Source organism: Lacinutrix gracilariae (genome assembly GCF_042684485.1).
Classification (GTDB): domain Bacteria; phylum Bacteroidota; class Bacteroidia; order Flavobacteriales; family Flavobacteriaceae; genus Oceanihabitans; species Oceanihabitans gracilariae.
Genome location: NZ_JBHULM010000001.1, coordinates 154,480 through 177,562, shown reverse-complemented (window position 1 = coordinate 177,562; position 23,083 = coordinate 154,480). Strand labels below are relative to the sequence as shown.

Below are 23,083 nucleotides of genomic sequence, written 5' to 3'. Positions count from 1 at the left end.
TGTGCTTTTTACAAAACAAGAATAGTATAATTAGAATAAAAGCTCCTCTTTTAAAAAGGTTTTCGCTTTCGCGGAAATGAAATAAATTTTCAATGAAAACAGCTACAGTAAAACAACTTAAAGACGAACTAAAGCACAACTCTACCGAAGAGTTAATGCACCTTTGTTTGCGTTTATCTCGCTTTAAAAAGGAAAATAAAGAACTACTTACCTATTTACTTTTTGAAGCACATGACGAAGCTGGTTATATTGAAAATGTAAAACAAGAAATAGATTTACAATTTGAAACCATTAATACAGACAGTTATTTTTACATTAAAAAAAGTGTTCGTAAAATATTAAGGCTTATTAAAAAGTATAGCAGATACTCTTTAAAAAAAGAAACAGAAGTAGAATTACTACTCTACTTCTGCCAAAAACTTAAAGATTTTAAACCATCTATAAAAAGAAACGTTACGCTTACTAATATTTACGACAGACAAATAGCTGCTATAAAAAAAATCATCACTGGCTTGCATGAAGACTTACAGTATGATTATACAATGGCTTTAAAGGAGTTAGAAGAATAAACAGTATTACTATCTTATTCGTATTCTAAAAATATTTTCCTCTAGTAACTTTGTTTAAAAATTCAATACGTTAAACCTTCATTTTAAAGCGAAATACTTTCACCAATTTCTAATAACATAAGGTCTTTTCCTTTATTAAAAAACTGTTTTTTTGCAACTTCATGGTCTATTTCTATATAGCCAAAAGTATCAAAATGATAACCTAAAACTTTATCACAATCTACAAAACCACTAGCAAGAATAGCATCCTTAATTCCCATTGTAAAATTGTCTCCAATGGGTAAAATAGCTAAATCTAACTTGGTATGCATTGGTATTAATTTCATATCCATTGTTAAAGCAGTATCTCCAGCTATATAAATGTTTTTATGCTCGCCTTCTAAAACAAAACCTCCTGGTTGTCCTCCATATTTTCCATCAGGAAAAGAAGAAGTATGAATAGCGTTTACGTATTTAAGACTTCCAAAATCAAAATCCCAAGTACCACCATGATTCATTGGGTGGCCTTCTAAACCTAAATTTTGAAAATGCGTAACAATTTCAAAATTAGAAACTATAATAGCTCCAGTACGTTTTGCAATAGCTTCTACATCTAGAATATGATCTTGATGTGCATGTGTTAATAATATATAATCTGCCTTTAGTGTATTTATATCAATATGCGCAGCTTTTGGGTTTCCTGTTATAAATGGATCTACAAGAATCTGTGTATCATCTATTTCAATACCTAAACTAGCGTGACCGTAAAATGTGATTTTCATAATTTATTTTTTAAAAAAGAAAATTACAAAAAAAACTCAGACCTATTGTAGAATTTGTCTGAGTTTTTCAATCCCCAAAATTGAAATTAATACTTAGTATTTTCACTTTACCATGAAGTATCAACAGTATAAATATAAGTGCAATTATTTGATTTACAAATATTTACATGCAAAATTTCTTTTTTTAGCATATTTAACAAGAAACAGATTACAAGATGTATCCTATAGCAAAAAGTATTGCTAATAAAAAGGTACTAAGTGCTACTTTTTTAAGTTCTGGATCTAAGTGAACAGGCTCTGTATTGTTTTGTACTTTTTTTAAGTGAATAAATAAAGGAACAAAAGCTATAAGAAATATTAAATTAAAAATCGAGTTGTAGTATAAAACCACAAAAAGCAATGACAATACCATTGCAGAAAGAATTAAAAAGTAATGGTATTTTTTAGCTTTTACACTTCCTAATTTAACCACCAAAGTATTTTTATTTGCTTTTTTATCTGATGCAATATCTCTCATATTATTAAGATTTAATACTGCAGTGCTTAAAAAGCCTAAGGTGCAAGCTGGTAAGAAAGTAATACTATCTATTTGTTTACTATATAGAAAATAACCTCCTATTACACTTAGTAAGCCAAAAAACAGAAAAACAAAAACGTCTCCTAAACCTCTATAGCCATACGCATTGCTTCCCATAGTATATTTCATTGCTGCATAAATAGAAGCTAAACCTAAAATAAAAAAAACCAATGTATATAGTAAGTGACTAGAACCAAAAGCAGCAACAATTAACCCAAAAGATAAAATAATAGATATAACAATATTAATTTTAATCCCCTTTAGCATTGCTTTCTCAGTAATTTTTCCGCTTTGTAACGCACGTTCAGGACCTATTCTATCTTCGTTATCTGTTCCTTTTACACCATCACCATAATCATTAGCAAAATTTGATAATATTTGAAAACTTATGGTAGTACAAATAGCCAATATAAAAATAGACCAATTAAAAACGTCATTATAAGCTGCTAATGCCGAAGCAACTATAATTCCGGATAAAGAAAGCGGTAAAGTTCGTAACCTTGCAGCTTCTACCCAATATGAAAAAGTACTCATAAATTATGGTATCCACTTTTTAGGAAAGTTAGGCTTACGCTTTTCTAAAAAAGCATCACGACCTTCTTTGGCTTCATCTGTCATATATGCTAAACGAGTAGCCTCACCAGCAAATACTTGTTGACCAACCATACCATCGTCTGTTAAATTCATTGCAAATTTTAACATTTTAATAGAGGTAGGTGATTTTTCTAATATTTCTTGAGCCCAATTGTATGCAGTTTCTTCTAACTCTTCATGAGGAATAACAGCATTTACCATTCCCATCTCATAAGCTTCTTGTGCAGAATAATTTCTTCCTAAGAAAAAGATTTCACGTGCTTTTTTCTGTCCAACCATTTTGGCTAAATAGGCAGAACCATAGCCACCATCAAAACTAGTAACATCTGCATCTGTTTGTTTAAAAATAGCATGCTCTTTACTTGCTAAAGTTAAATCACAAACCACATGTAAACTATGTCCTCCTCCAACTGCCCAACCAGGAACAACTGCAATTACTGCTTTTGGCATAAAGCGAATTAAACGTTGCACTTCTAGAATATTTAATCTGTGGTAACCATCATCACCAACATAACCTTGGTGACCTCTTGCTTTTTGATCTCCACCAGAACAAAAACTCCAGATACCATCTTTTGTTGATGGACCTTCGGCAGATAATAAAACAACACCTATACTAGTATCTTCTCCTGCATCGTAAAATGCATCATATAATTCTTTTGTTGTTTTTGGTCTAAATGCATTTCTTACATTTGGCCTGTTAAAAGCAATTCTTGCAACTCCATTACATTTTTTATAGGTAATGTCTTCGTATTCTTTGGCTGTTACCCAGTTTAATTGACTCATATTTTTTTTTTGGAGAGTAAAAATACTATTTTTTTTTAACACTACTACAACTTAAAAAGTGGCTAAAACATAAATTTTACTATTAAAAAGCTGAAATACAACACATTAAAAATCATTCGAAATTATTAAAAAGCGTATTTTCTTACATTTATCATGTATTTCATCGATTATATTGTACGTTTCATCGTGTATTTAGTTTAAGTGCTTATTCCTAATTAAAAATAATAATCACAGCATCTAATTTTGTGAAGTAATTCAACTTAATTAATGAAATTATCTAATACCAAATACAGTCTATTAATAAAAAACGCTTATACAACAAGTTTTGGCAAAGTATATTGTTGTGATAGGTTTTTTGTAACAGAAATAAATGAAGGTGTTGTTTTTGATATAAACTGCTCTAAAGAATTAGGAGAATTAGTTTACAATTATTACGGACCACATGCCGATTTACATGCAATATCTAATAGAGTTAATAATTATTCTGTTTCACCAACCTATTGGCTTCATTTTTATAAAAACAAAAATGCCAATCAGTTAAAAAGTGTTTCTTTTGTGTATTATAATGAATTAGCATATTTAAATGCTAAACTAGAAAAATCATTTATTAAGTGTAAAACCGAATGTTTTAAAAACTTAGATAGTGCTATAAACAGCATATTAAATATAGATAAAGAAAAATTACCTAATACAATTAATAGCAAGTGTATTAAGCCCCTAATCATAGATAGAACATCCTAAAAAAACATTCATTCTATCTAATTTTAGCTTACTTAGCTTCCCAAATCTACCTACTTACTTTTTAATCTAAAACAGGTTTTACAACAAGTAAATCCCGTCTTCTTTTATTGCTATAAGTTTTTGCTTGTATAGCGTACCTACAGCTTTTTTAAAGCTTTTTTTACTCATTTGCAGCACTTCTTTAATATCTTCAGGTTTTGATTTATCGGTTAGATTTAAAAACCCACTATTATCTTGCAAGTGGTTCATTATTTTATCTGCATTTGGTTCTATATTTCTATAACCTACTTGCCCTAAAATAATATCTATTTTATTTCCTGGTCGTATTTTTTTAACGATACCTTTTAATTTATCACCTACACTTATATCTTGAAAAATATTATCTGTATAAATTAAACCAGCATGTTCTTTATTTATTATTACATTCCATCCAATATCACTAGGATGCGAAGCAATTAAGTCCACCTCATCAAACTCAGAAACTGTTAATTTACTATTGTCTAAAAACTGATTTGTTTTACTAGATGCAACTAGTCTATTACTTTCTTCATCCAGATAACAATACACCAAGTACCAACTTCCTTTTTTCATTTTAAAGGCTTGCTCTTTAAAAGGACAAAATAGTTCTTTTACCATTCCCCAATCTAAAAAAGCACCATGATTAGTTACTTCATTACAGCGTAATAAAGCAAATTCACCACGTTGTATATATGGTTTGTCAGTAACTGCTACTAAACGTTCTTGATTATCTAAATAAACAAACACTTCTAACTTATCCCAAATTTTAAATGCTTCTGGCACATATCTATTTGGTAATAAAACTTCATTATCATCATCATCACTCAAGAATAATCCTGGTTCTGTTTCACGTATTATAGTAAGTGTGTTGTATTTTCCTATTTGTATCATGCTGCAAAAGTAAGAATATTAAAAATTAAAAGTGCTTTTTTTTAATTATGAAATTAGTAGAAAGTAAAAAAGCGCTACTTTTTGGTAGCGCTTCTAAATATTTAGTAAATATTCTATTTGTAAACAGACTCTTTTTTAAAGTGCTGTGTTAATAAATAGTATACCACTGCTCTGTATTTATTTCTATTAGATTTACCGTATTTTTCTATTACAGTATCTATAGCTTTATCTAATTCTTCGCTATCTTCTAAACCTAATTTTTTAATTAAAAAATTATTTTTAACTGTTGCTAATTCTGAGGCGTCAGATCCTGAAACTGTTGCTGCATCTGCGTTATAAATAGATGGACCACAACCAATAGTAACTTTAGTTAATAAATCCATATCTGGTGTAACACCAATTTTATCTTTTAAATCTGCTGCATATTTTACAATTAAATCGTCTCTTTTACTCATTTTTATTATTTTTTTAGTTAATGTTTTTAAAGTTACTTAAAGATAAGAATTTAAGTACAGTACACCTATAAAATAGTAACTAAATACTTTTTTTTAACGATAAAAAGTTAACAATTTCCGACCAACTACTTTAATGCTTTAAAATAATCTAACAAAGTAGTATCATTGCTAGTTCTTGGTGTAAACACTTCTAATATTTTAGGAGTATTAGACGCTAAATAAAAGGACTGTAATGCTTCGTTTAGCGTTTCGTTATTAGATGCTTTTAAATACTCAAAACCATACATAGCACTCAAGTGTTTTACAGATAATTGGTGTTTTGTTTCAAAATAAGTATCAAAATTTTCAGTGTTTTTATCTCCAGGAAGAATTCTAAAAATACCTCCTCCTTGATTGTTAATTACAATAATTCTAAAATGGTTAGGTATGTAATTATTCCAAAGCGCATTACTATCATAAAAGAAGCTTAAATCTCCTGTAATAAATACCGTTTGCGCTGTGTTAGCAACAGCACAACCAACAGCTGTACTTGTACTACCATCAATACCACTAGTACCTCTATTACAAAAAACAGATAGTGTTTTATTAATATTAAACAGCTGCGCATATCGTATAGTAGAGCTATTACTTAATTGTAAAATAGCATGTTCTGGAATAGATTTTAAAATAGCTTGAAACGCTTTTAAGTCTGAAAACGCTAAGCTTTCTAAATATGCTGTATGTTTCTTTTTTCTAGTTTTTTTAATGTTGGTCCAATATGCTTGATAATCGCTTTTTGTAAAATGTTTTACTTCTTGTAAAAACTGTGTAAAAAACTGATTTGGAGAAATTTTAATATGCTCTTTTAAACATAAAAAAGTATCATTAGCTTTTTCTGTACCAATATGCCAATGTTGTTTTGGTTTATACGAACGTAAAAAAGCTTTAATTTTTTTAGACACTATTAATCCTCCAAAAGTCAATAAAATATCAGGCTGTAAGGCCTTAAATTCTTCTGTAGTTAAAGGTGCTATTATTTTATCTATACTGCTAAAAAATTGCGGATGATGCAAATTAGAAGTCGTTTCTGTAAAAACAATAACACTTTCGTCTTTTGCCAATTCATCTAACCATTTTTGCTCTATACTATTTGGAGTATTCACACCAACAAGAATTAGCTTTTTTTTAGCATCATACCAATTAGAAACCAAATTAGAAAGTTGATAATCTTCTAATTTATTAGGTTTTACCTTTACATCTTCTACTTTAACATTTACAGATAATTCTGTAACGGTTTCATATAAAGGCTCATTAAACGGAATATTGATATGAACAGGACCATTTTTATGCATGGCAACATTTAAAGCAGAATTAATTGCTGCTTCGTTTTGCGATTGAATATTTTGTTGTAGTCCTAAAAGCTTTTCTATTTTAGTTTCTAGATTCTTAAAAATTGGAGAATCTTCATGTGCTAGCACGCTACTATCTGCATTAATATCCTGCTTTAAGTTTGCAGAATATAAGATATGATTTTCAAAGACATTTTCTTGGTTAATGGTTTGTCCGTCACCAATACCTATTAAATGCTTAGGTCTATCTGCAGATAAAACTACTAATGGTATATTGCTATAAAAAGCTTCTGCAATGGCAGGATAATAGTTTAATAAAGCACTACCAGAAGAACAAACTACTGCAACTGGTTTTTGTATTTGTTGGGCAATACCTAAAGCAAAAAAAGCAGCACAACGCTCATCTACAACACTGTAACAAGTAAAATAAGCATCATGTGTAAAGCCTATAGTTAAAGGCGCACTCCTACTACCAGGAGAAATTACAATATGTTTAATATGCTTTGCTTTACATAGCTGTATTACGGTTTGTGCTAACGGAATTTTTGGGTATTTCATGCTCGCTTCCCATGAAAATGGGAGTCTTTTTAAAATTAAAAAAAAGTATATACAAAGGTAAGTTTTTGCTAGTAATACACGAACGTATTTGGCAATTTATATATAAGCTAAGCTTTTATTAAAAAGAAAATATTTCGGAAATACCTAATTAGCAATTACTCCACTTTTTGTGCGCATTTACAAAACAGCCTTAATGGTTTGTGTTTTATTAACGGTTTCTTGCCATTCGTTTTCAGCAATAGAATCTTTTGTAATTCCGCCACCAACATAAATTAAAGCTTGTTTATTTTTAAGTTGCATACAGCGTAAGTTTACAAACAAATTTGAAACCGTTTTTACAGATGCATAAGCGTTGTTTTCTACATTACGTCTGTTTGTATTTCTAGATTTTGTTTCTTTTATATTTAACTCGCCCAAAAAACCTGCATAAAAACCTCTTTTATAGTTTTCATTGTTTATTATAAACTGTTTCGCGTTTTCTTTAGGAAATCCGCAAACAGCAGGAGTTGGATGCAAGCTAGAAAGCACCTCTTTAAAAGTAGCATCTTCTTTCTTTAAAGTTCCAGAAATTGCCGTTTTAAGATGCAATAAACTTCCTGCTCTAACGGTTTCTACTTTAGACACATTTATGCTATTTGCAGTAAATTGCAGGCTATTTACCACAAAGTCTGTTACTATTTGTTGCTCTTCTTTTTCTTTGTCTTGCCAAACCACATCTTTGGTTCCTGTGTATATTTGCGTTCCTGCCAAAGCCATAGTACTAAACCTATTGGCTTGTACTTTTAACAAGGTTTCTGGTGTGGCACCTAACCACAAACCTACTTGTGGATGATACCAACAGTACACAAATGCTGTGGCATATTTTTGTAATAAATGTTTAAAAATTTTTAAAGGATTTTCTTCCGAAAGCGCTTGTGCTTCACATCTAGATAGCACTACTTTTTGTAACGCTTTATTATGTATGGCATCTATTCCTTTTTGAACCAATTGGATATGCGCTTCTTTTTCTTTTGGTGTAGCACTATTTTCAGCAGCAGATTTTTCTTCTTCATCTGTAAAAATAAAATCACTGCTAATCATTTCTGAATTAGCTACAGGAAGATAAACCGCTTGTTCTTTGGCATCAAAAGGCGAAAAAACAAATCCGCTTTCTGAGTAATCCTCTATAACATGTAGTTTTTCATCCTTTTGAAGCATAGCATGTACCTCTAGCCTATTTGGTTTTCTGTACACCACAAATGGCAATGCCCTATTAAAGTGCTGTTGTATTTTTTCAAAAAAATGGGTAGAATGCATTACTTCTTTTTAGGCAATGAAATAGTAGATAATTTACAAATAGAAATTAAATTATCATGATCATCAGTAATTCTAATATCTAGTAATTGTGTGGTTCTACCTTTGTGTAAAAAAGTAGCTTTTGCATACACAAAACCTTCGGTAACACTTTTTAAATGGTTTGCAGTAATTTCTAAACCACGAACAAATTTATTTTCGGTATCTATAAAAATATGCGATGCAAAACTACCAACACTTTCTGCTAAAGCTGCAGTTGCACCACCATGCAAAACTCCGTCTGGCTGATATACTCTAGAATCTACAGGCATTCTGGCAACTAAAAAATCTTCGCCATAATCTACCATTTCAATATTTAACGTTTCCATTAAGGTATTTTTACTAGCCTTATTTGCTTGTGCTAAAACGCTTTCTTTAGTTAATTGCATATAAATAATGTATTTTTATTGTCGGATTGTAAAAGTACAAAATGAATTTAGAAGAAAAAGAAATTTCATACACAACTACCAACAGTTATGCTACTTTAAACACATTAAGCGACAAAACCAAAAATGTTTGGTTTGTATGTCACGGAATGGGTTATTTAAGCAGGTATTTTTTAAGGTATTTTGAAGGATTAAACAAAGACGAAAACTATATTATTGCTCCACAAGCACAGAGCAAATATTATAGTACACCAAAATTTAAGCATGTTGGAGCAAGTTGGCTAACCAAAGAAAATACAGCAACAGAAACCGAAAATGTAATGCGTAATTTTGACGCTGTTTTAGCTGCCGAAGCCTTACCTGAAAACATAAACCTTATTGTTTTAGGATACTCACAAGGGGTTAGTGTGGCTACGCGATTTGTTGCAAGACGAAAGCTTTCTTGCGCACAATTAATATTGCATTCTGGAAGTATACCTAAAGAATTAAAACCAGAAGACTTTAGCTTTTTAAAGGCAAAAGTAACTATGATTTATGGTACAGAAGACGAATATTTAAACGACGAACGCATTGCTTACGAAACCAATAGAGCTAAAGAATTATTTAAAGAGCACTTACATATTATTCCTTTTAAAGGGAAGCATGTAGTAAACGTAGTATTAATAAATAAATTAGTATAAATGCAAATACCTCATCTTGAAAACGAATATGTAAAACTTTCGCTCTTAGACCTGAGTAACTACAAACATTTAGCTGCAATTGCAGAAGAAAAGGATTTAATATACTACTCGCCTAGCGCTATTTCGCCTCCTGAAAAATTAAAAGAATATGTACAACTTGCTGTTGATGCTTACTACCACAAAACAGCAATTCCGTTTCTTATTTACAATAAGAAAAAACAAGCATATGCAGGCTGCACACGATTTGGATTAATAAACCATAAAAATAAAGTACTATACATTGGTTGGACATGGATTAGCAAAGATTTTCAAGGTTCTGGATTAAATACACAAGTAAAATTCTTAATGCTACAATATGCTTTTGAAACATTACAATTTGACAAAGTAGCATTTAAAGTAGACGAACGTAATTTAAGATCTAGAAAAGCCATAGAAAAAATTGGAGGTACTTTTGAAGGTCTTTTACGTAAAGACACACGTATGCGTGATGGCTTTAAACGAAACACTTGTTATTATGGTATTTTAAAAGAAGAATGGCCAGAAATAAAGAAAACTATTTTTAATGGTTTTTAAATAATGTACTATTTAGATTAAGCCTTTTTCTTTTTATAATTTCTACCATACCATAATAGCACACCTGTTATAGGTAATGTTGCTACAATTAAACTCACTAAAAAAGCAATTATTTTACCAACAATACCACCAATAGCACCAATATGAATGTCATAATTCATTCGTAAAACTTTATCTGCAAATTTGGCATCTTTGTATTTACCAAAAATTGCAGGTGTTTCTATTTCTTCTAAAGTATTCTGATCAAAAAAACGATAATCAGAATCATAATAAAGTCCTTTGGTGTTAGAAATCTCTACATAAACACTCGTGCTATCACTTTCAGGATAATGTAACTCGTAACTTTCTGCATGAGGAGCTTCTTTTTTTAACTTCGTGATTAAATTATCCATTGGTAATACAGCATAAGCATCTTTTGGAGTTTCGCTTACATTTTCAGGAATAATAAAAGCAGGCACTTTGTCTCCTCCTGTAGATACATATACTACATATTTTAACCAATCGTAAGAAATAACAGATCCTGTAAAAGCTATTATTAAAGCTAACCAACAAATATAAAAGCCTATAACAGTATGTAAATCGAAGTTTTTACGTTTCCATCGTGTGGTAGATTTCCAATCAAAAGTAACGCGTTGTTTTAAATTTTTTCTCTTTTTAGGCCACCATAAAACAATACCAGAAATAATAATAAAAAGAAAAATTAAAATAGAAATACGTACTACCTGTTCACCAATACTTTTTGGCAACCACATACGCATGTGTCCTTTTAAAATAAAGGCAAAGAAACCAGACATATGATTGTCTACTTGAATTATCTCTCCTGAATACGGATTTAAAAATACACTTTGGTAAAATTCTGGTTCTGCATCATAAAAAATAACTTCTACTGCAGCATCATTAGAGTTTTTAAATAATGTACCATGAATAGAATTATCAGGAAAAACGGTTTGAGCTATTTCTCTGGCTTCCGTTGGTGTAAGAATAGCAGTTTCTTGTGGTGTTACTGTTTTATAATCATCATACAGACTTTCAATTTCATCTCTAAAAGCCCAACAACAACCTGTTATTGCTACAACAAAAACAACAATTCCTGTGGTTAGACCAAGAATTTTATGCAATACTAGAATTTTTTTCCTCATTATTTTTTAAAATAAATACTGTCTAGAACATAAAACCATAACTAATTTTACATTCCAGACAGGATAATTATATACTATATTTATAGATAACGTGCTTTTTAAAACTTATAACTAAAAGTACCTAAAAACGTTCTTGTTTGTTGTGGTGTTACTGTACTCCAACCAGAATAATACGTTTCATCTGTTAGATTATTTGCTTTAACTCCTATTCTAAATCTATCTGTATCATAATAAGCAGATGCATTAAAAATAGTATAAGAAGGAATATAAAAACTTCCTGTTACTGCTTTGTAATCTACCATAGTATCATACTCTGATTGACCATTAAAACCAGCTCCTACACCAAAGTTTCCTAAGAACTTATAATCTGCCCAAAAGTTATAAGTAAATTCTGGTCCTGATTCACCATATCTGTTACCTTCTAAAAAGGTTGCAGAAGGAGAATTTGTAATTTCAGAATCATTATAACTAAAACCAGTATGAATATTTAAACCTTCAATTAGGTTTGCATTTACTTCTAATTCTACACCTTTACTATTAACTTCTACATCTTGTGTTTGTGTTGCCCAGTAGTACTTGTTATCTACATTTATATTATAAAAACTTAATGTAGTTTCTAGTTTACTGTCTAATAAATTTGTTTTTACACCAAATTCAAATTGGTTTGCTTGTTCTACATCATAAGACTGTAAAGACACATCTCCTGTTGTAAAGTCTGTGATGTATTGCGGATTAACATAAGAGAAACCATTTTGGTAATTAGCAAATACAGAAACCTTATCTAAAATGGGTTGGTAAACAACACCAAATTTTGGAGAAAAAGTAGACTCAGTATATTCTGTATCATCATCTGTGTTGGTATTTCTATCACCTTGGTAGTCAAATCTATCATAACGCACACTTCCCATTACAGATAAAGAAGGTAATATTTTAATAACATCAGAAACATAAGCACCAAGTACATTTTGACGCACATCACTATCAACAAAACCTAAACCAGAAAGCGCAGCATTTAAATTGTCTGCATTAATTTCTGGCTCACCATAAATTAAATCTCCATTTAAGTTTATAGTATGTAAATATCCCCAATTAGAGCTATTGTCTATAATTTTAGAGTCTAAGTAATCAAAACCAACTAATAATTTATTTTCTAATCCTGCAATTTTAAAGGTACCTGTAAAATTTTGTTGTAGGTTAACCGTTTTGGTTCTAGCATTTGTATCTTGTGCATATAGGCTAAAATTTTCTGTTCCTACAGGAGCATTAGGATCTGAATAATCTGCAGCATTCCATAAATACGTATAAAAACCTAAAGACTTAGCTAAACCACCAGCAATAAGTGTTTGAGAAGACCAGTTATCTGAAATTTTCCAAGCCACTTCACCACGATAGTTTTGCGTTACATTATCTATAGTTACATCATCATTTGTAAAAGATAAGTTGGTATCATAGTTTAAATCTTCAATAGAGTCAAAAGCTAATGGTCCATATCTATTTAAGAATAGAAATGTTTCATTGGTTTGCTCATTAGCAGAAGCTTCATAAGAGAAATTAAACGTTAGGTTATTGTTTAATTTATAGGAAATAGATGGAGCTATAAATACCGATTTTTTAAAACCAGCATCTTGAAAACTATCTTCTTGTTGAAAACCTCCATTTAATCGTAATGAAAACTTATCATTAGCAGCAACATTTACATCTACATTTAATTTTGCAAAATCATTAGTTCCGCCAGAAACTAAAATTTCACCACCTGTTGTATTGTATGGCTTTTTAGTAATAATATTTATTAATCCACCATAAGATGTAACTGTACTACCAAATAAAGTACCAGAAGGACCTTTAATAACTTCTACTCTTTCTACGTTTGAAGGATTTATAAATCCGTTAGTAATACCAGCAACACCATTAACTAATTGTGGTTGTACCGAAAAACCTCTACTAGAATAATATCCTGCTCCATCACCACTTCTTCCTGTAGAAGACCATAATTTACTAATACCTGAAGCATTTTTTAATGCATCTTCAAAGGTATTCACCGATTGTGAAATCATTAATTGATTAGTAATAGTATTATATACCTGAGAGTTTTCAATGTTTTTTAAAGGCATTTTAGAAACATAAGCTGTTCTCTTTCTTGAGAATTTATTTCTACGATTACCTTCTAAAACAACTTCTCCTAAAATTTCATTCCCTTCAAAAAGGGTAATATTTCCTAGTTCTAAAGTTTGGTTGTTAGTTATTGTTGCTTGTACTTCTTTGGTTTTAAACCCTAAGTAAGATATAGAAATTACATAATCTCCATTTTGAAGTTTATTAATTTCAAACTTTCCGTTTTCATCGGTTTGTGATCCTTTAGAAGTGTTTTTTAGTAACACATTAACTCCTAATAAAGGTGTTTGGTTATTATCTGTAACTGTTCCAGATATGCTTGCGTTTTGTGAAAACGCTACGCTTGTTAGCAAGAAAAAAGCTAAAAATGGTATAATACTTTTCATTAATTCTTATTTAGACTATTTTTAAATAAGCGCAAAAATATATATGTATTACAAAACGACCAAACTATTTATAACAATTCTAAATAAAATTTTTAAAAAGATGGATTACATTTTTATTACAGAGGCTTTTAGGTAAAATTACAAGTAGATATTTAATAGCAATAGCTAAATATTACTGCATCAAAAACAAAAACCCTTGAATAGCATCAAGGGTTTTTAGTATAAATAAGCCTAATTGTTTTATATTTTATTTCCTGTTATTTCTCTTCCTCCTTGTAAAAGGGTTACACTTTCTACCTCTCCTACTGCATTGGTATTAAAGGTTAATTGCGCTTCTACAACTTTTAAATAAAATACGTTATCTGATTTTGGAAAAATGAGAAAAACCGGTTGTCCTGTTGCTTGTGTTTTAAGTTGGTTTCCTTCTTTAAAAACTTCAATTATAAAATCTGGCATTAATTGGTATTTACCAACATAGCTTTGTAAAATTTCATCTGCTACTACAACTTCTTTAACCAAATTAGAAACATCTGCACCTAGCTTTTTTAAATTAGTAATTCCGTTTTGGTTATTTGGGTTTATTTCTACAGATTTTTGATAGTTTACAATTGCTTGTTCGTTGTTTCCTTGAATCATTAATGCTTCGGCATAACTATCATATGCATTAGAAGATGTAGGGAAAGCATCTACAATAAGTTTAAAAACGCTTACAGCTTCATCTACTTTTTCTGTTTGCAATAATTTATAACCAATAGCATTCATTTCTCTTTCTCTTAATGTATAATCGCTAGACGTTTTAATGGTATTAAAATAGGTTATTCCTGATTCTATTCCGTTAGCTTCTATTTCTTTATACAAAGCAGTTGCTACAGATTGCTTAGGAAAACTATAAGCTTTGTTATACAAAATACCACGAATAGCTTTGGTCATTTCGTTAAGAGGTGCTCCTCCTGTATTGTTTAATAATACAATTAGAGACTTATCTTTTGGAGCTCTACTTATTAAGGTGTTAAAACCATTAATTCCGCCACCATGACTCATGGTTTCTATTTTAGTATTAGAATCCCCAATACTGGAGTTTCCTATAGACCAGCCATAACCATAATGACTATTTCCTGTTGTAATATGCTTACCAAAATATAGATCCATAAATTCTTTAGAAACTAATGTATTGGTATATAAGGCTTGATCCCAAAGGTATAAATCTTCTACTGTAGCATATAAAGATCCTGCTGCATAAGGAATAGACAGATCTAGATACGCAGCATTTTTAAAATCTCCTGCTTGTTGCTCATAGCCAGTAGCTCTGTTTTTTAAAATAGTTTCATGATGGTCATACCCAGAATCTTTCATATTTAAAGGAGTGAATATTTTTTCATGCAACATTTGCTCGTAGCTTTTTCCTGAAATTTTTTCGATTAAAACACCTAACAGAAAATAGCCAGAATTACTATAGCTAAATTTTTCTCCAGGAGTAAACTCTAATTCCATTGTAGAAAATTCTTTAATAAACTCTGTTGGTGTGTATGGATTTCTGCTTTTATCTTTAAAAAAGTTTGGAAAAGAAGTGTAATTAGGTATTCCGGAAGTATGCGTTAATAAATGATGTGTTGTAATAATATCTCCTGTTTCTTTTGGATATTCTGGTAGGTAAGTACTTATTGGAGCCTGCAAGTCTATTTTACCTGCTTCTGCTAATTGAAGAATTAGCATTCCTGTAAATTGTTTGGTAATAGAACCTAACCTGTGCTTGGTATTTGCTGCATTAGGAATATTCCATTCCATATTGGCATAACCAAAGCCTTTTTTATAAAGAACTTTACCGTTTTCGGCAATTAAAACAGAACCATTAAAATAATTGTATGCTGTATAGGTATTAATTAATTTGGTGATTTGTGCTTCTTTTACTTGACTAAAACTAAGGTTAAAAAAAAATAATAATGCGAATAAGAGAATTGCATTGGTTTTACTGAAATGAAATTTGATTTGCTGTTTCATAAGTTTTTGATTTTGATTGATTGAAAATAAGACGATCAATAGCATTATAAGTTACAATAAAACGAACACTTTTTTTTACAATCAAAAATATAAACCACTAAAAAACAATATGTTTAAACAAAAAAAAAGGTTTCCTTTTTAAAGAAAACCTTTTTAATATAATAATTAAACTACTCTATTTATTAAGTAGTTAGCTTTGCAACAATCTCTTTAATTGGTAAAATTTCTTTAGTATGCTCAATACTTGGTCCTGCAACCCAAACGGTTTTATAAGTAGCTTGTGTTGCTGCTTTAGTTGTGGCATTCATACCAATTGAAAAACGAATCATTTTCACCCATTTTTTCAGTTTTTTATGCTTATTTAAAACAGATTCTAACCACGTTTCTTTTGTTCCTATTTTTTGAACATAAGGTGTATTTATTACAGTACAAGGTGTACCAGAAATACGTTGGGTCATAATAATATCTTCTGCTCCATAATCTACACAAGCTTGTTTATATTCTTGTGTAACTCCAGCTTCAACAGAAGCAATAAACGGACTACCAACCGAAACTCCTTCTGCTCCATAACTTAGCATTTTATCAATATCTGCTTTACAACCAACTCCTCCTGCAGAAATTACAGGAATACTTAAGGCTTTACTTAATTGGCTTGTTAACTCTTCTGGAGAAAGGTTTCCTCTATGTCCTCCTGCTTCATTATTTACAGCAATTGCTGCATCTGCTCCTAAGCTTTCCACTTTTTTGGCAAAACGTAAATCGGTTACATCACAAAAAACTTTAATACCAACTGCATGTGCTTTGTTTATGGTTTCTTCTGGACTACCAAGTGAGGTAATAATAAAGTCACATCCTTCTTCACAAAGCACTCTTAATTGCTCTTTGTATTTTATATTCGATTTGTTTACAATTAAATTAAACCCAAAAGATCCTCCTTCTACTTTTGCAGCTTTTAATTCTTTAATAGCTACTCTTAACTCATCTAAGGTTCTATAATTAAGCGCAGGAATACAGCCTGCAATTCCTCCTTTCATTGCTTCTATTACCATTGCAGTATTAGAAACTAAAAACATTGGAGCTTGAATAATTGGATATTTTATATTTAAAAGTTGTGTAAGTTTGGTTTCCATAGTAATATCACATCAAAATGCGAATTTTTTAATTAAACTAAAATTGACTACTTATTAATAGTGTTTTACAAATATAAGAAAATTTACTATGCGTGCATAGTTTTTTATTTATAGTAGTTAAATTACTTAGATGCCACAAAGATTACATTCCTAGTTATTTCCTTTATAATAAAGAGGCATAATACTTCTATACAAAGCTTCATTTTTTGTGACAAACCAGCTTGGCAGGATGCTATTAATTACTTTTTAGCTTTTAATACATTCTCACTGCTATTAATTCATTGCAAAATAAATAGCACATATAATTATAAAAAAAACGCAACCAAGTTAATGATTGCGTTTTTTATGTATTTAAGTTTCAACTTTTAAGATCCCAAAATAGATTTGGGATAAGCGATTCGCACCAGTTTCTAAAAAAGAAACTCGGCTCTCTGAGATACTCACCTGCGTGAGCATAAGCGATTCGCACCAGTTTCTAAAAAAGAAACTCGGCTCTCTGCTTACTTCACTTCTTCAAAGTCTACGTCTTCAACGTCACTTCCTTCGTTAGCATCTGTTCCAGCGTTTGCATCAGGACCTGGTGCTTCACCACCTTGTGCTTCTGCTTGTGCTTTGTACATTTCTTCGCTAGCTACTTTCCAAGCTTCGTTAATTTTATCTAAAGCAGGAGTAATTACTTCTAAATCTTTAGTTTCGTATGCTTTTTTAAGTTCTTCTAAAGCTGCTTCAATAGGTTGTTTTTTATCATCAGATAATTTATCACCAAATTCTTTTAATTGTTTTTCCGTTTGGAAAATCATAGAATCCGCTTCATTTAATTTTTGAGCGCTTTCTGCTGCTTTTGCATCTGCTTCTGCATTTGCTTCTGCGTCTGCTTTCATTTTTTGAATTTCTTCTTCTGTTAATCCTGAAGAAGCTTCAATTCTGATATCTTGTGTTTTGTTTGTAGCTTTATCTGTTGCAGAAACTTTAATAATTCCGTTTGCATCAATATCAAAAGTTACTTCAATTTGAGGAACACCACGTTGTGCTGGTGGAATACCATCTAAGTGAAAACGTCCAATTGTTTTATTATCTGCAGCCATAGAACGTTCCCCTTGTAAAACATGAATTTCTACTGAAGGTTGGTTATCTGCTGCTGTAGAGAATACTTGACTTTTCTTAGTAGGAATAGTTGTATTTGCCTCAATAAGTTTTGTCATTACATTACCCATTGTTTCAATACCAAGAGATAAAGGTGTTACATCTAAAAGTAATACATCTTTAACATCTCCTGTTAATACTCCACCTTGAATTCCTGCTCCTAAAGAAACAACCTCATCTGGGTTTACTCCTTTACTTGGTGCTTTACCAAAGAATTTTTCAACAGCTTGTTGTACTGCTGGAATACGTGTTGAACCACCAACAAGAATAACTTCGTCGATATCTGATTTTGATAAACCTGCAGATTTTAATGCAGATTGACATGGCTCAATAGTACGTTTTACTAAATCGTCAATTAATTGCTCAAATTTAGCTTTAGTTAAAGTACGTACTAAGTGTTTTGGTCCGCTAGCTGTAGCTGTAACGTAAGGTAAATTAATTTCGGTTTGTGCAGAAGATGATAATTCAATCTTTGCTTTTTCTGCAGCTTCTTTAATACGTTGTAAAGCCATTGGGTCTTTACGTAAGTCAATACTTTCTTCAGCATTAAACTCATCTGCTAACCAATCGATAATTTTTTGATCTACATCATCACCACCTAAGTGTGTATCTCCATCTGTAGAAAGTACTTCAAATACACCATCTCCTAATTCTAGGATAGATACATCATGTGTTCCTCCACCAAAATCAAATACTACTATTTTTTGGTCTGTTCCTTTTTTATCCATACCATAAGCTAAAGCTGCTGCTGTTGGCTCATTGATAATTCTACGTACTTTTAAACCAGCAATTTCACCAGCTTCTTTAGTAGCTTGACGTTGTGCATCATTAAAATATGCAGGAACTGTAATTACTGCTTCACTTACATCTTGTCCTAAATAATCTTCAGCAGTTTTCTTCATTTTTTGAAGAATCATTGCAGATAATTCTTGAGGTGTATATAAACGACCATCAATATCTACTCTAGGAGTATCATTATCTCCTTTTACCACTTTATATGGTACTCTTTCTGCTTCTTTTTTAGATTCAGAATATTTATTACCCATAAAACGTTTAATAGAATAAACGGTGTTTATTGGGTTTGTAACTGCTTGACGTTTTGCTGGATCTCCAACTTTAATTTCGCCTCCTTCTACAAAAGCGATAACAGAAGGTGTTGTACGCTTACCTTCTGCGTTTGGGATTACAACTGCTTCATTACCTTCCATTACAGAAACGCAAGAGTTGGTTGTACCTAAATCGATTCCAATAATCTTACTCATAATATTTCTAATTTATTTATTTCATTTCCGTTTGCACGAAAACCTCAGTGTTGATATTTATTTTTTTTGTTCGGTATCTATAAGTCAATGATTATGCCAATACAAAATGACTGACACGATGTCATAAAATTGTTAAATCTTATATTTTATTCCTTTTTAACAATGAATATTAAAAGTGATTTGTAACTTTAAACAAAAAAATTATGAAAAAAATCTTATCTGCTGTATTTGTATTCACCTTATTATTAAGCTCTTGTCAAGGAGAAGACGGGATTGACGGCCAAGATGGTGGACTTTTTGTTGCCAGTGCTTTTGAAATAGAAATTGATTTTAACGCTGCCAATAATTATGAATACTTTGAAGATTATGGGTTTTATGTCTATCCTTCTGATGTGACATTAGTGTATATTCTATGGGAAACTGCTAACGGACAAGATGTATGGCGATTAATGCCACAACAAGTTACTTTTGATGAAGGTACTACTTATGAAAGTGAATTAACTTACAATTACGATTTTACACAAAACGATGTTAGATTCTTTTTAGACGGAACTGTAGACTTAAGTACTATAGGATCTGCATGGACACAAAATCAAGTATTTCGTGTAGTTGTAGTTCCTGCAGAAAATGTTGATGCTGTGGACACTTCGAGTATAGAAGATGTAATGGAAGCTAATAGAATTGAAGCTTTTGAAAAAAAATAATATTCTTTCATTACAAAATGTATATTTACGCCAACTTTAAAAGGTTTTTGTAAATGGAGTGTATTTCGATTTTTGATATGTTAAAAATAGGTGTTGGTCCTTCTAGTTCCCACACTTTAGGTCCTTGGCGTGCTGCAGAACGATGGATTAAAGAACTAAAATTAAACAATACGTTTGATAAAGTAGAAGCTATTCATGTAGACTTATATGGTTCTTTATCGCTTACAGGAAAAGGGCATGCAACCGACTATGCCGTAATGCTTGGTTTGTGTGGTTGCGATCCAGAATATGTTGCTACAGACACAATACCTATCATTATTTCAAACATTAAAAGCACAAATACATTAACTTTTAACAATGAAAAAATTGTTAATTTCAATCCCGAAACAGATATTGTTTTTAATAGAAAGTTCTTACCATTTCATTCTAACGGAATGCGATTTACTGCAACAATAAACGGTAAAAAGAAAAAATCTACCTTCTACTCTATTGGTGGTGGTTTTGTGGTTAAAGAAGAACGTAAAAACTCTAAACGTAACTTTGAAATAAAATGTTCTTTTCCGTATCCTATTGAAAAAGGTACAGAACTTTTACAATTTTGTAAAGATTTAAACTTACCTATATCTGAAGTAGTTTATGAAAACGAAAAATCTATTCGAGAAGAACCAGAAATAGATATAGAATTACAACGTATTTGGGACACCATGTTAGAGTGTATGTATATTGGCTGTCATACCGAAGGTAACCTTCCTGGAGGCTTAAACGTAAGACGTCGTGCTTATGACATGCACCAAACATTAAAAGGTGAAACACCTTATACCAATCCTGTTGAATGGATTTATGCCATAAGAAATACCGAAGTTAAATTTAGACAAATCTTAAAATGGGTTAGCTGTTTTGCTTTAGCTGTAAACGAAGTAAATGCCTCTTTAGGTCGTGTAGTTACTGCACCTACTAACGGAAGTGCTGGTGTTATCCCAGCCGTTTTAATGTACTATTTAGTAATTGAAAACCATGACGGAAACTTTGAAGACATTAAAAAATTCTTATTAGTAGCTGGTGAAATAGGAAGCATCTTTAAAAAAGGTGCCACCATTAGTGCTGCCATGGGAGGATGCCAAGCTGAAATTGGTGTAAGTTCTGCAATGGCTGCTGGTGCCTTAACCGAACTACTTGGTGGTACTCCAGAGCAGGTTTTAATAGCAGCAGAAATTGCTATGGAACATCATCTTGGACTTACTTGTGATCCTATTGGTGGATTAGTACAAATACCTTGTATAGAACGTAATGCCATGGGAGCCATTAAGGCTATTAATGCTGCCGAATTAGCTTTAGATACTAACCCTGAAAATGCAAAAGTACCTTTAGATAAAGTAGTAAATACCATGTGGGAAACTGCAAAAGACATGAACACGAAATACAAAGAAACTAGTGAAGGTGGTTTAGCTATTGGTGTAAACCTGACAGATTGTTAAAACTAGCAGGCATGACGACGCTATTAAAACACTTTTTTCTCAGCAAACTAACATATTGTGACTCCTTTTGTTAAGTATATAACTCTTGCCATATTCCTTGTTTTTATACTAAAAAAATTAAAGATTACTATTTTAAGACCTCTTTTCAAGAAAAGTTTAACAGTATACACATATTTTAGTACATTTACATTCTATCAAATTATATAAAAAAACAGATGTCTGTAGCAAAAAAAGAATACAAAAGAGTAACCGTAAAATCTCTAGTAGAAATGAAATCTAATGGAGAAAAAATATCAATGCTTACAGCCTATGATTATACCATGGCTAAAATTGTAGATGGCGCAGGAATTGATGTAATACTTGTTGGTGACTCTGCAAGTAATGTAATGGCTGGACATGAAACCACACTACCAATTACTTTAGACCAAATGATATATCATGCATCTTCTGTAATTAGAGCCATAGATAGAGCTTTAGTTGTGGTAGATTTACCTTTTGGTAGTTACCAAAGTGATCCAAAAGAGGCCTTACGTTCTGCCATAAGAATTATGAAAGAATCTGGTGGTCATGCTGTAAAAATGGAAGGTGGTAAAGAAGTTAAAGATTCTATAAAAAGAATATTACATGCAGGAATTCCTGTTATGGGACATTTAGGACTAACGCCACAATCTATCTATAAATTTGGAACATATACTGTTAGAGCTAAAGAAGAACAAGAAGCGAAACAATTAAAAGACGACGCTTTAATGCTTGAAAAAGCAGGATGTTTTGCTATAGTACTGGAGAAAATACCTGCAAAATTAGCACAAGAAGTTGCAGAGAGTGTTTCTATTCCTGTAATTGGTATTGGAGCAGGAAATGGCGTAGATGGCCAAGTACTGGTAACACATGATATGCTAGGAATGACGCATGAATTTAATCCGCGTTTTTTACGTAGATATATGAACTTATATGAAGAAATGACTACTGCATTTACACAATATGGAGAAGATGTAAAAAGTGGTGATTTTCCTAATGATGAAGAGCAGTATTAATTTCGATTATTAGATTGTTAGATTGTTAGATTGTTAGATTGTTAGATTGTTAGAACTTAACAATAAAAGAACTTAATTCAGATAAAACGAACCAAATGCATCGATTTAAGGATTTAGAAGTATGGAAAAAAAGCAGATTGTTTTGTTCTGAAATTTATTCTATAACCTCTAAGTTTCCTGAAACTGAAAAATTTGGACTAACTAATCAATTACGAAGAGCAGCTGTTTCAATTCCTTCAAATATTGCTGAAGGTTCTTCGAGACATTCTAATAAAGACTTTATAAGATTTTTACAAATGACTTTAGGATCTGCTTATGAGATTGAAACACAGTTATTAATTGCCTATGATTTAAAATTTATAAATCAAAAAGAGCTAGATTCGCTTTTAAAAAATTTAGATTCTATTATTAAAATGACCTCTAAATTTAAATCTACTCTCCAATAAATCCAAAA

General features: G+C 31.1%; 21 protein-coding genes. 8 read left to right on the top strand and 13 right to left on the bottom strand.

Annotated features, from left to right (window positions below):
• Window positions 1-92: 92 nt before the first annotated feature.
• The gene (locus ACFSSB_RS00770) at window positions 93-569 is read left to right on the top strand and encodes a hypothetical protein (RefSeq protein ID WP_379899949.1); all 477 of its coding nucleotides are present in this window, start codon (window positions 93-95) and stop codon (window positions 567-569) included.
• An 83-nt stretch (window positions 570-652) separates the two neighbouring features.
• Here ACFSSB_RS00770 and ACFSSB_RS00765 read toward each other — a convergent pair whose 3' ends face one another.
• From ACFSSB_RS00765 to ACFSSB_RS00755, 3 genes are all read right to left on the bottom strand, one after another.
• Entirely contained in the window at window positions 653-1,330 is a 678-nt protein-coding gene (locus tag ACFSSB_RS00765) for a metal-dependent hydrolase (RefSeq protein WP_379899947.1), read from the bottom strand.
• Between the two features lie 208 nt (window positions 1,331-1,538).
• Window positions 1,539-2,441, bottom strand: a complete 903-nt coding sequence (locus tag ACFSSB_RS00760) for a 1,4-dihydroxy-2-naphthoate polyprenyltransferase (protein ID WP_379899945.1) — start codon at window positions 2,439-2,441, stop codon at window positions 1,539-1,541.
• A gap of 3 nt (window positions 2,442-2,444) precedes the next feature.
• Window positions 2,445-3,284 carry a 1,4-dihydroxy-2-naphthoyl-CoA synthase gene (locus tag ACFSSB_RS00755; RefSeq protein WP_379899944.1) on the bottom strand — a complete coding sequence of 280 codons (840 nt, stop codon included), beginning with the start codon at window positions 3,282-3,284 and terminating at the stop codon, window positions 2,445-2,447.
• A 267-nt stretch (window positions 3,285-3,551) separates the two neighbouring features.
• Here ACFSSB_RS00755 and ACFSSB_RS00750 point away from each other — a divergent pair, with 267 nt between their 5' ends.
• On the top strand, window positions 3,552-4,025 hold the full coding sequence (locus tag ACFSSB_RS00750; RefSeq protein WP_379899943.1) for a hypothetical protein: 474 nt from the start codon (window positions 3,552-3,554) through the stop codon (window positions 4,023-4,025).
• Between the two features lie 78 nt (window positions 4,026-4,103).
• Here the strand turns inward: ACFSSB_RS00750 and ACFSSB_RS00745 are convergent, their stop codons facing one another.
• The 5 genes from ACFSSB_RS00745 to ACFSSB_RS00725 form a co-directional block, all read right to left on the bottom strand.
• Complete coding sequence (locus tag ACFSSB_RS00745; protein ID WP_379899941.1) at window positions 4,104-4,934, bottom strand: CvfB family protein; 831 nt, start codon at window positions 4,932-4,934, stop codon at window positions 4,104-4,106.
• Window positions 4,935-5,047: 113 nt separating this feature from the next.
• Window positions 5,048-5,389, bottom strand: a complete 342-nt coding sequence (locus ACFSSB_RS00740; protein ID WP_379899939.1) for a DUF2853 family protein — start codon at window positions 5,387-5,389, stop codon at window positions 5,048-5,050.
• Window positions 5,390-5,514: 125 nt separating this feature from the next.
• The gene (gene menD / locus ACFSSB_RS00735; protein ID WP_379899937.1) at window positions 5,515-7,275 is read right to left on the bottom strand and encodes a 2-succinyl-5-enolpyruvyl-6-hydroxy-3-cyclohexene-1-carboxylate synthase; all 1,761 of its coding nucleotides are present in this window, start codon (window positions 7,273-7,275) and stop codon (window positions 5,515-5,517) included.
• 177 nt (window positions 7,276-7,452) lie between these two features.
• Entirely contained in the window at window positions 7,453-8,571 is a 1,119-nt protein-coding gene (locus ACFSSB_RS00730) for a chorismate-binding protein (RefSeq protein ID WP_379899935.1), read from the bottom strand.
• Window positions 8,571-8,996, bottom strand: a complete 426-nt coding sequence (locus ACFSSB_RS00725) for a PaaI family thioesterase (protein ID WP_379899933.1) — start codon at window positions 8,994-8,996, stop codon at window positions 8,571-8,573. Before ACFSSB_RS00725 ends, ACFSSB_RS00730 begins: the two co-directional genes overlap by 1 nt.
• Before the next feature lie 41 nt (window positions 8,997-9,037).
• On the opposite strand from ACFSSB_RS00725, the gene ACFSSB_RS00720 reads away from it, so the two are divergent.
• Window positions 9,038-9,673 (top strand): alpha/beta hydrolase, encoded by a 636-nt coding sequence (locus ACFSSB_RS00720; RefSeq protein ID WP_379899931.1) that lies wholly within the window; start codon window positions 9,038-9,040, stop codon window positions 9,671-9,673.
• A complete protein-coding gene (locus ACFSSB_RS00715; protein WP_379899929.1) occupies window positions 9,674-10,246 on the top strand; it encodes a GNAT family N-acetyltransferase in 573 nt (190 codons plus the stop codon).
• A 17-nt stretch (window positions 10,247-10,263) separates the two neighbouring features.
• Here ACFSSB_RS00715 and ACFSSB_RS00710 read toward each other — a convergent pair whose 3' ends face one another.
• From ACFSSB_RS00710 to dnaK, 5 genes are all read right to left on the bottom strand, one after another.
• On the bottom strand, window positions 10,264-11,385 hold the full coding sequence (locus tag ACFSSB_RS00710; RefSeq protein WP_379899927.1) for a PepSY-associated TM helix domain-containing protein: 1,122 nt from the start codon (window positions 11,383-11,385) through the stop codon (window positions 10,264-10,266).
• 98 nt (window positions 11,386-11,483) lie between these two features.
• Window positions 11,484-13,883 (bottom strand): TonB-dependent siderophore receptor, encoded by a 2,400-nt coding sequence (locus ACFSSB_RS00705; protein WP_379899925.1) that lies wholly within the window; start codon window positions 13,881-13,883, stop codon window positions 11,484-11,486.
• Window positions 13,884-14,123: 240 nt separating this feature from the next.
• A complete protein-coding gene (locus ACFSSB_RS00700) occupies window positions 14,124-15,881 on the bottom strand; it encodes a serine hydrolase (RefSeq protein ID WP_379899923.1) in 1,758 nt (585 codons plus the stop codon).
• A gap of 182 nt (window positions 15,882-16,063) precedes the next feature.
• Window positions 16,064-17,011: an NAD(P)H-dependent flavin oxidoreductase gene (locus ACFSSB_RS00695; RefSeq protein ID WP_379899921.1), complete on the bottom strand. Its 948-nt coding sequence runs from the start codon at window positions 17,009-17,011 to the stop codon at window positions 16,064-16,066.
• A 500-nt stretch (window positions 17,012-17,511) separates the two neighbouring features.
• Window positions 17,512-19,416 (bottom strand): molecular chaperone DnaK, encoded by a 1,905-nt coding sequence (gene dnaK, locus ACFSSB_RS00690; RefSeq protein WP_379899919.1) that lies wholly within the window; start codon window positions 19,414-19,416, stop codon window positions 17,512-17,514.
• Between the two features lie 203 nt (window positions 19,417-19,619).
• On the opposite strand from dnaK, the gene ACFSSB_RS00685 reads away from it, so the two are divergent.
• From ACFSSB_RS00685 to ACFSSB_RS00670, 4 genes are all read left to right on the top strand, one after another.
• Window positions 19,620-20,120: a hypothetical protein gene (locus ACFSSB_RS00685; protein WP_379899917.1), complete on the top strand. Its 501-nt coding sequence runs from the start codon at window positions 19,620-19,622 to the stop codon at window positions 20,118-20,120.
• Between the two features lie 53 nt (window positions 20,121-20,173).
• Window positions 20,174-21,595, top strand: coding sequence for an L-serine ammonia-lyase (locus ACFSSB_RS00680; protein ID WP_379899915.1), 1,422 nt, complete (start codon window positions 20,174-20,176; stop codon window positions 21,593-21,595).
• Window positions 21,596-21,810: 215 nt separating this feature from the next.
• Window positions 21,811-22,629 carry a 3-methyl-2-oxobutanoate hydroxymethyltransferase gene (panB, locus tag ACFSSB_RS00675; RefSeq protein WP_379899913.1) on the top strand — a complete coding sequence of 273 codons (819 nt, stop codon included), beginning with the start codon at window positions 21,811-21,813 and terminating at the stop codon, window positions 22,627-22,629.
• A gap of 95 nt (window positions 22,630-22,724) precedes the next feature.
• Window positions 22,725-23,075 carry a four helix bundle protein gene (locus ACFSSB_RS00670; protein ID WP_379899911.1) on the top strand — a complete coding sequence of 117 codons (351 nt, stop codon included), beginning with the start codon at window positions 22,725-22,727 and terminating at the stop codon, window positions 23,073-23,075.
• The last annotated feature ends 8 nt before the right edge of the window (window positions 23,076-23,083 follow it).

Coding starts and splice junctions, on each gene's coding strand:
- ACFSSB_RS00755 (WP_379899944.1), bottom strand. CDS start 3,284: ATGAGTCAATTAAACTGGGTAACAGCCAAAGAATACGAAGACATTACC.
- ACFSSB_RS00770 (WP_379899949.1), top strand. CDS start 93: ATGAAAACAGCTACAGTAAAACAACTTAAAGACGAACTAAAGCACAAC.
- ACFSSB_RS00760 (WP_379899945.1), bottom strand. CDS start 2,441: ATGAGTACTTTTTCATATTGGGTAGAAGCTGCAAGGTTACGAACTTTA.
- ACFSSB_RS00705 (WP_379899925.1), bottom strand. CDS start 13,883: ATGAAAAGTATTATACCATTTTTAGCTTTTTTCTTGCTAACAAGCGTA.
- ACFSSB_RS00740 (WP_379899939.1), bottom strand. CDS start 5,389: ATGAGTAAAAGAGACGATTTAATTGTAAAATATGCAGCAGATTTAAAA.
- panB (WP_379899913.1), top strand. CDS start 21,811: ATGTCTGTAGCAAAAAAAGAATACAAAAGAGTAACCGTAAAATCTCTA.
- ACFSSB_RS00700 (WP_379899923.1), bottom strand. CDS start 15,881: ATGAAACAGCAAATCAAATTTCATTTCAGTAAAACCAATGCAATTCTC.
- menD (WP_379899937.1), bottom strand. CDS start 7,275: ATGAAATACCCAAAAATTCCGTTAGCACAAACCGTAATACAGCTATGT.
- ACFSSB_RS00745 (WP_379899941.1), bottom strand. CDS start 4,934: ATGATACAAATAGGAAAATACAACACACTTACTATAATACGTGAAACA.
- ACFSSB_RS00715 (WP_379899929.1), top strand. CDS start 9,674: ATGCAAATACCTCATCTTGAAAACGAATATGTAAAACTTTCGCTCTTA.
- ACFSSB_RS00695 (WP_379899921.1), bottom strand. CDS start 17,011: ATGGAAACCAAACTTACACAACTTTTAAATATAAAATATCCAATTATT.
- ACFSSB_RS00725 (WP_379899933.1), bottom strand. CDS start 8,996: ATGCAATTAACTAAAGAAAGCGTTTTAGCACAAGCAAATAAGGCTAGT.
- ACFSSB_RS00710 (WP_379899927.1), bottom strand. CDS start 11,385: ATGAGGAAAAAAATTCTAGTATTGCATAAAATTCTTGGTCTAACCACA.
- ACFSSB_RS00750 (WP_379899943.1), top strand. CDS start 3,552: ATGAAATTATCTAATACCAAATACAGTCTATTAATAAAAAACGCTTAT.
- ACFSSB_RS00720 (WP_379899931.1), top strand. CDS start 9,038: ATGAATTTAGAAGAAAAAGAAATTTCATACACAACTACCAACAGTTAT.
- ACFSSB_RS00730 (WP_379899935.1), bottom strand. CDS start 8,571: ATGCATTCTACCCATTTTTTTGAAAAAATACAACAGCACTTTAATAGG.
- ACFSSB_RS00680 (WP_379899915.1), top strand. CDS start 20,174: ATGGAGTGTATTTCGATTTTTGATATGTTAAAAATAGGTGTTGGTCCT.
- ACFSSB_RS00685 (WP_379899917.1), top strand. CDS start 19,620: ATGAAAAAAATCTTATCTGCTGTATTTGTATTCACCTTATTATTAAGC.
- dnaK (WP_379899919.1), bottom strand. CDS start 19,416: ATGAGTAAGATTATTGGAATCGATTTAGGTACAACCAACTCTTGCGTT.
- ACFSSB_RS00765 (WP_379899947.1), bottom strand. CDS start 1,330: ATGAAAATCACATTTTACGGTCACGCTAGTTTAGGTATTGAAATAGAT.
- ACFSSB_RS00670 (WP_379899911.1), top strand. CDS start 22,725: ATGCATCGATTTAAGGATTTAGAAGTATGGAAAAAAAGCAGATTGTTT.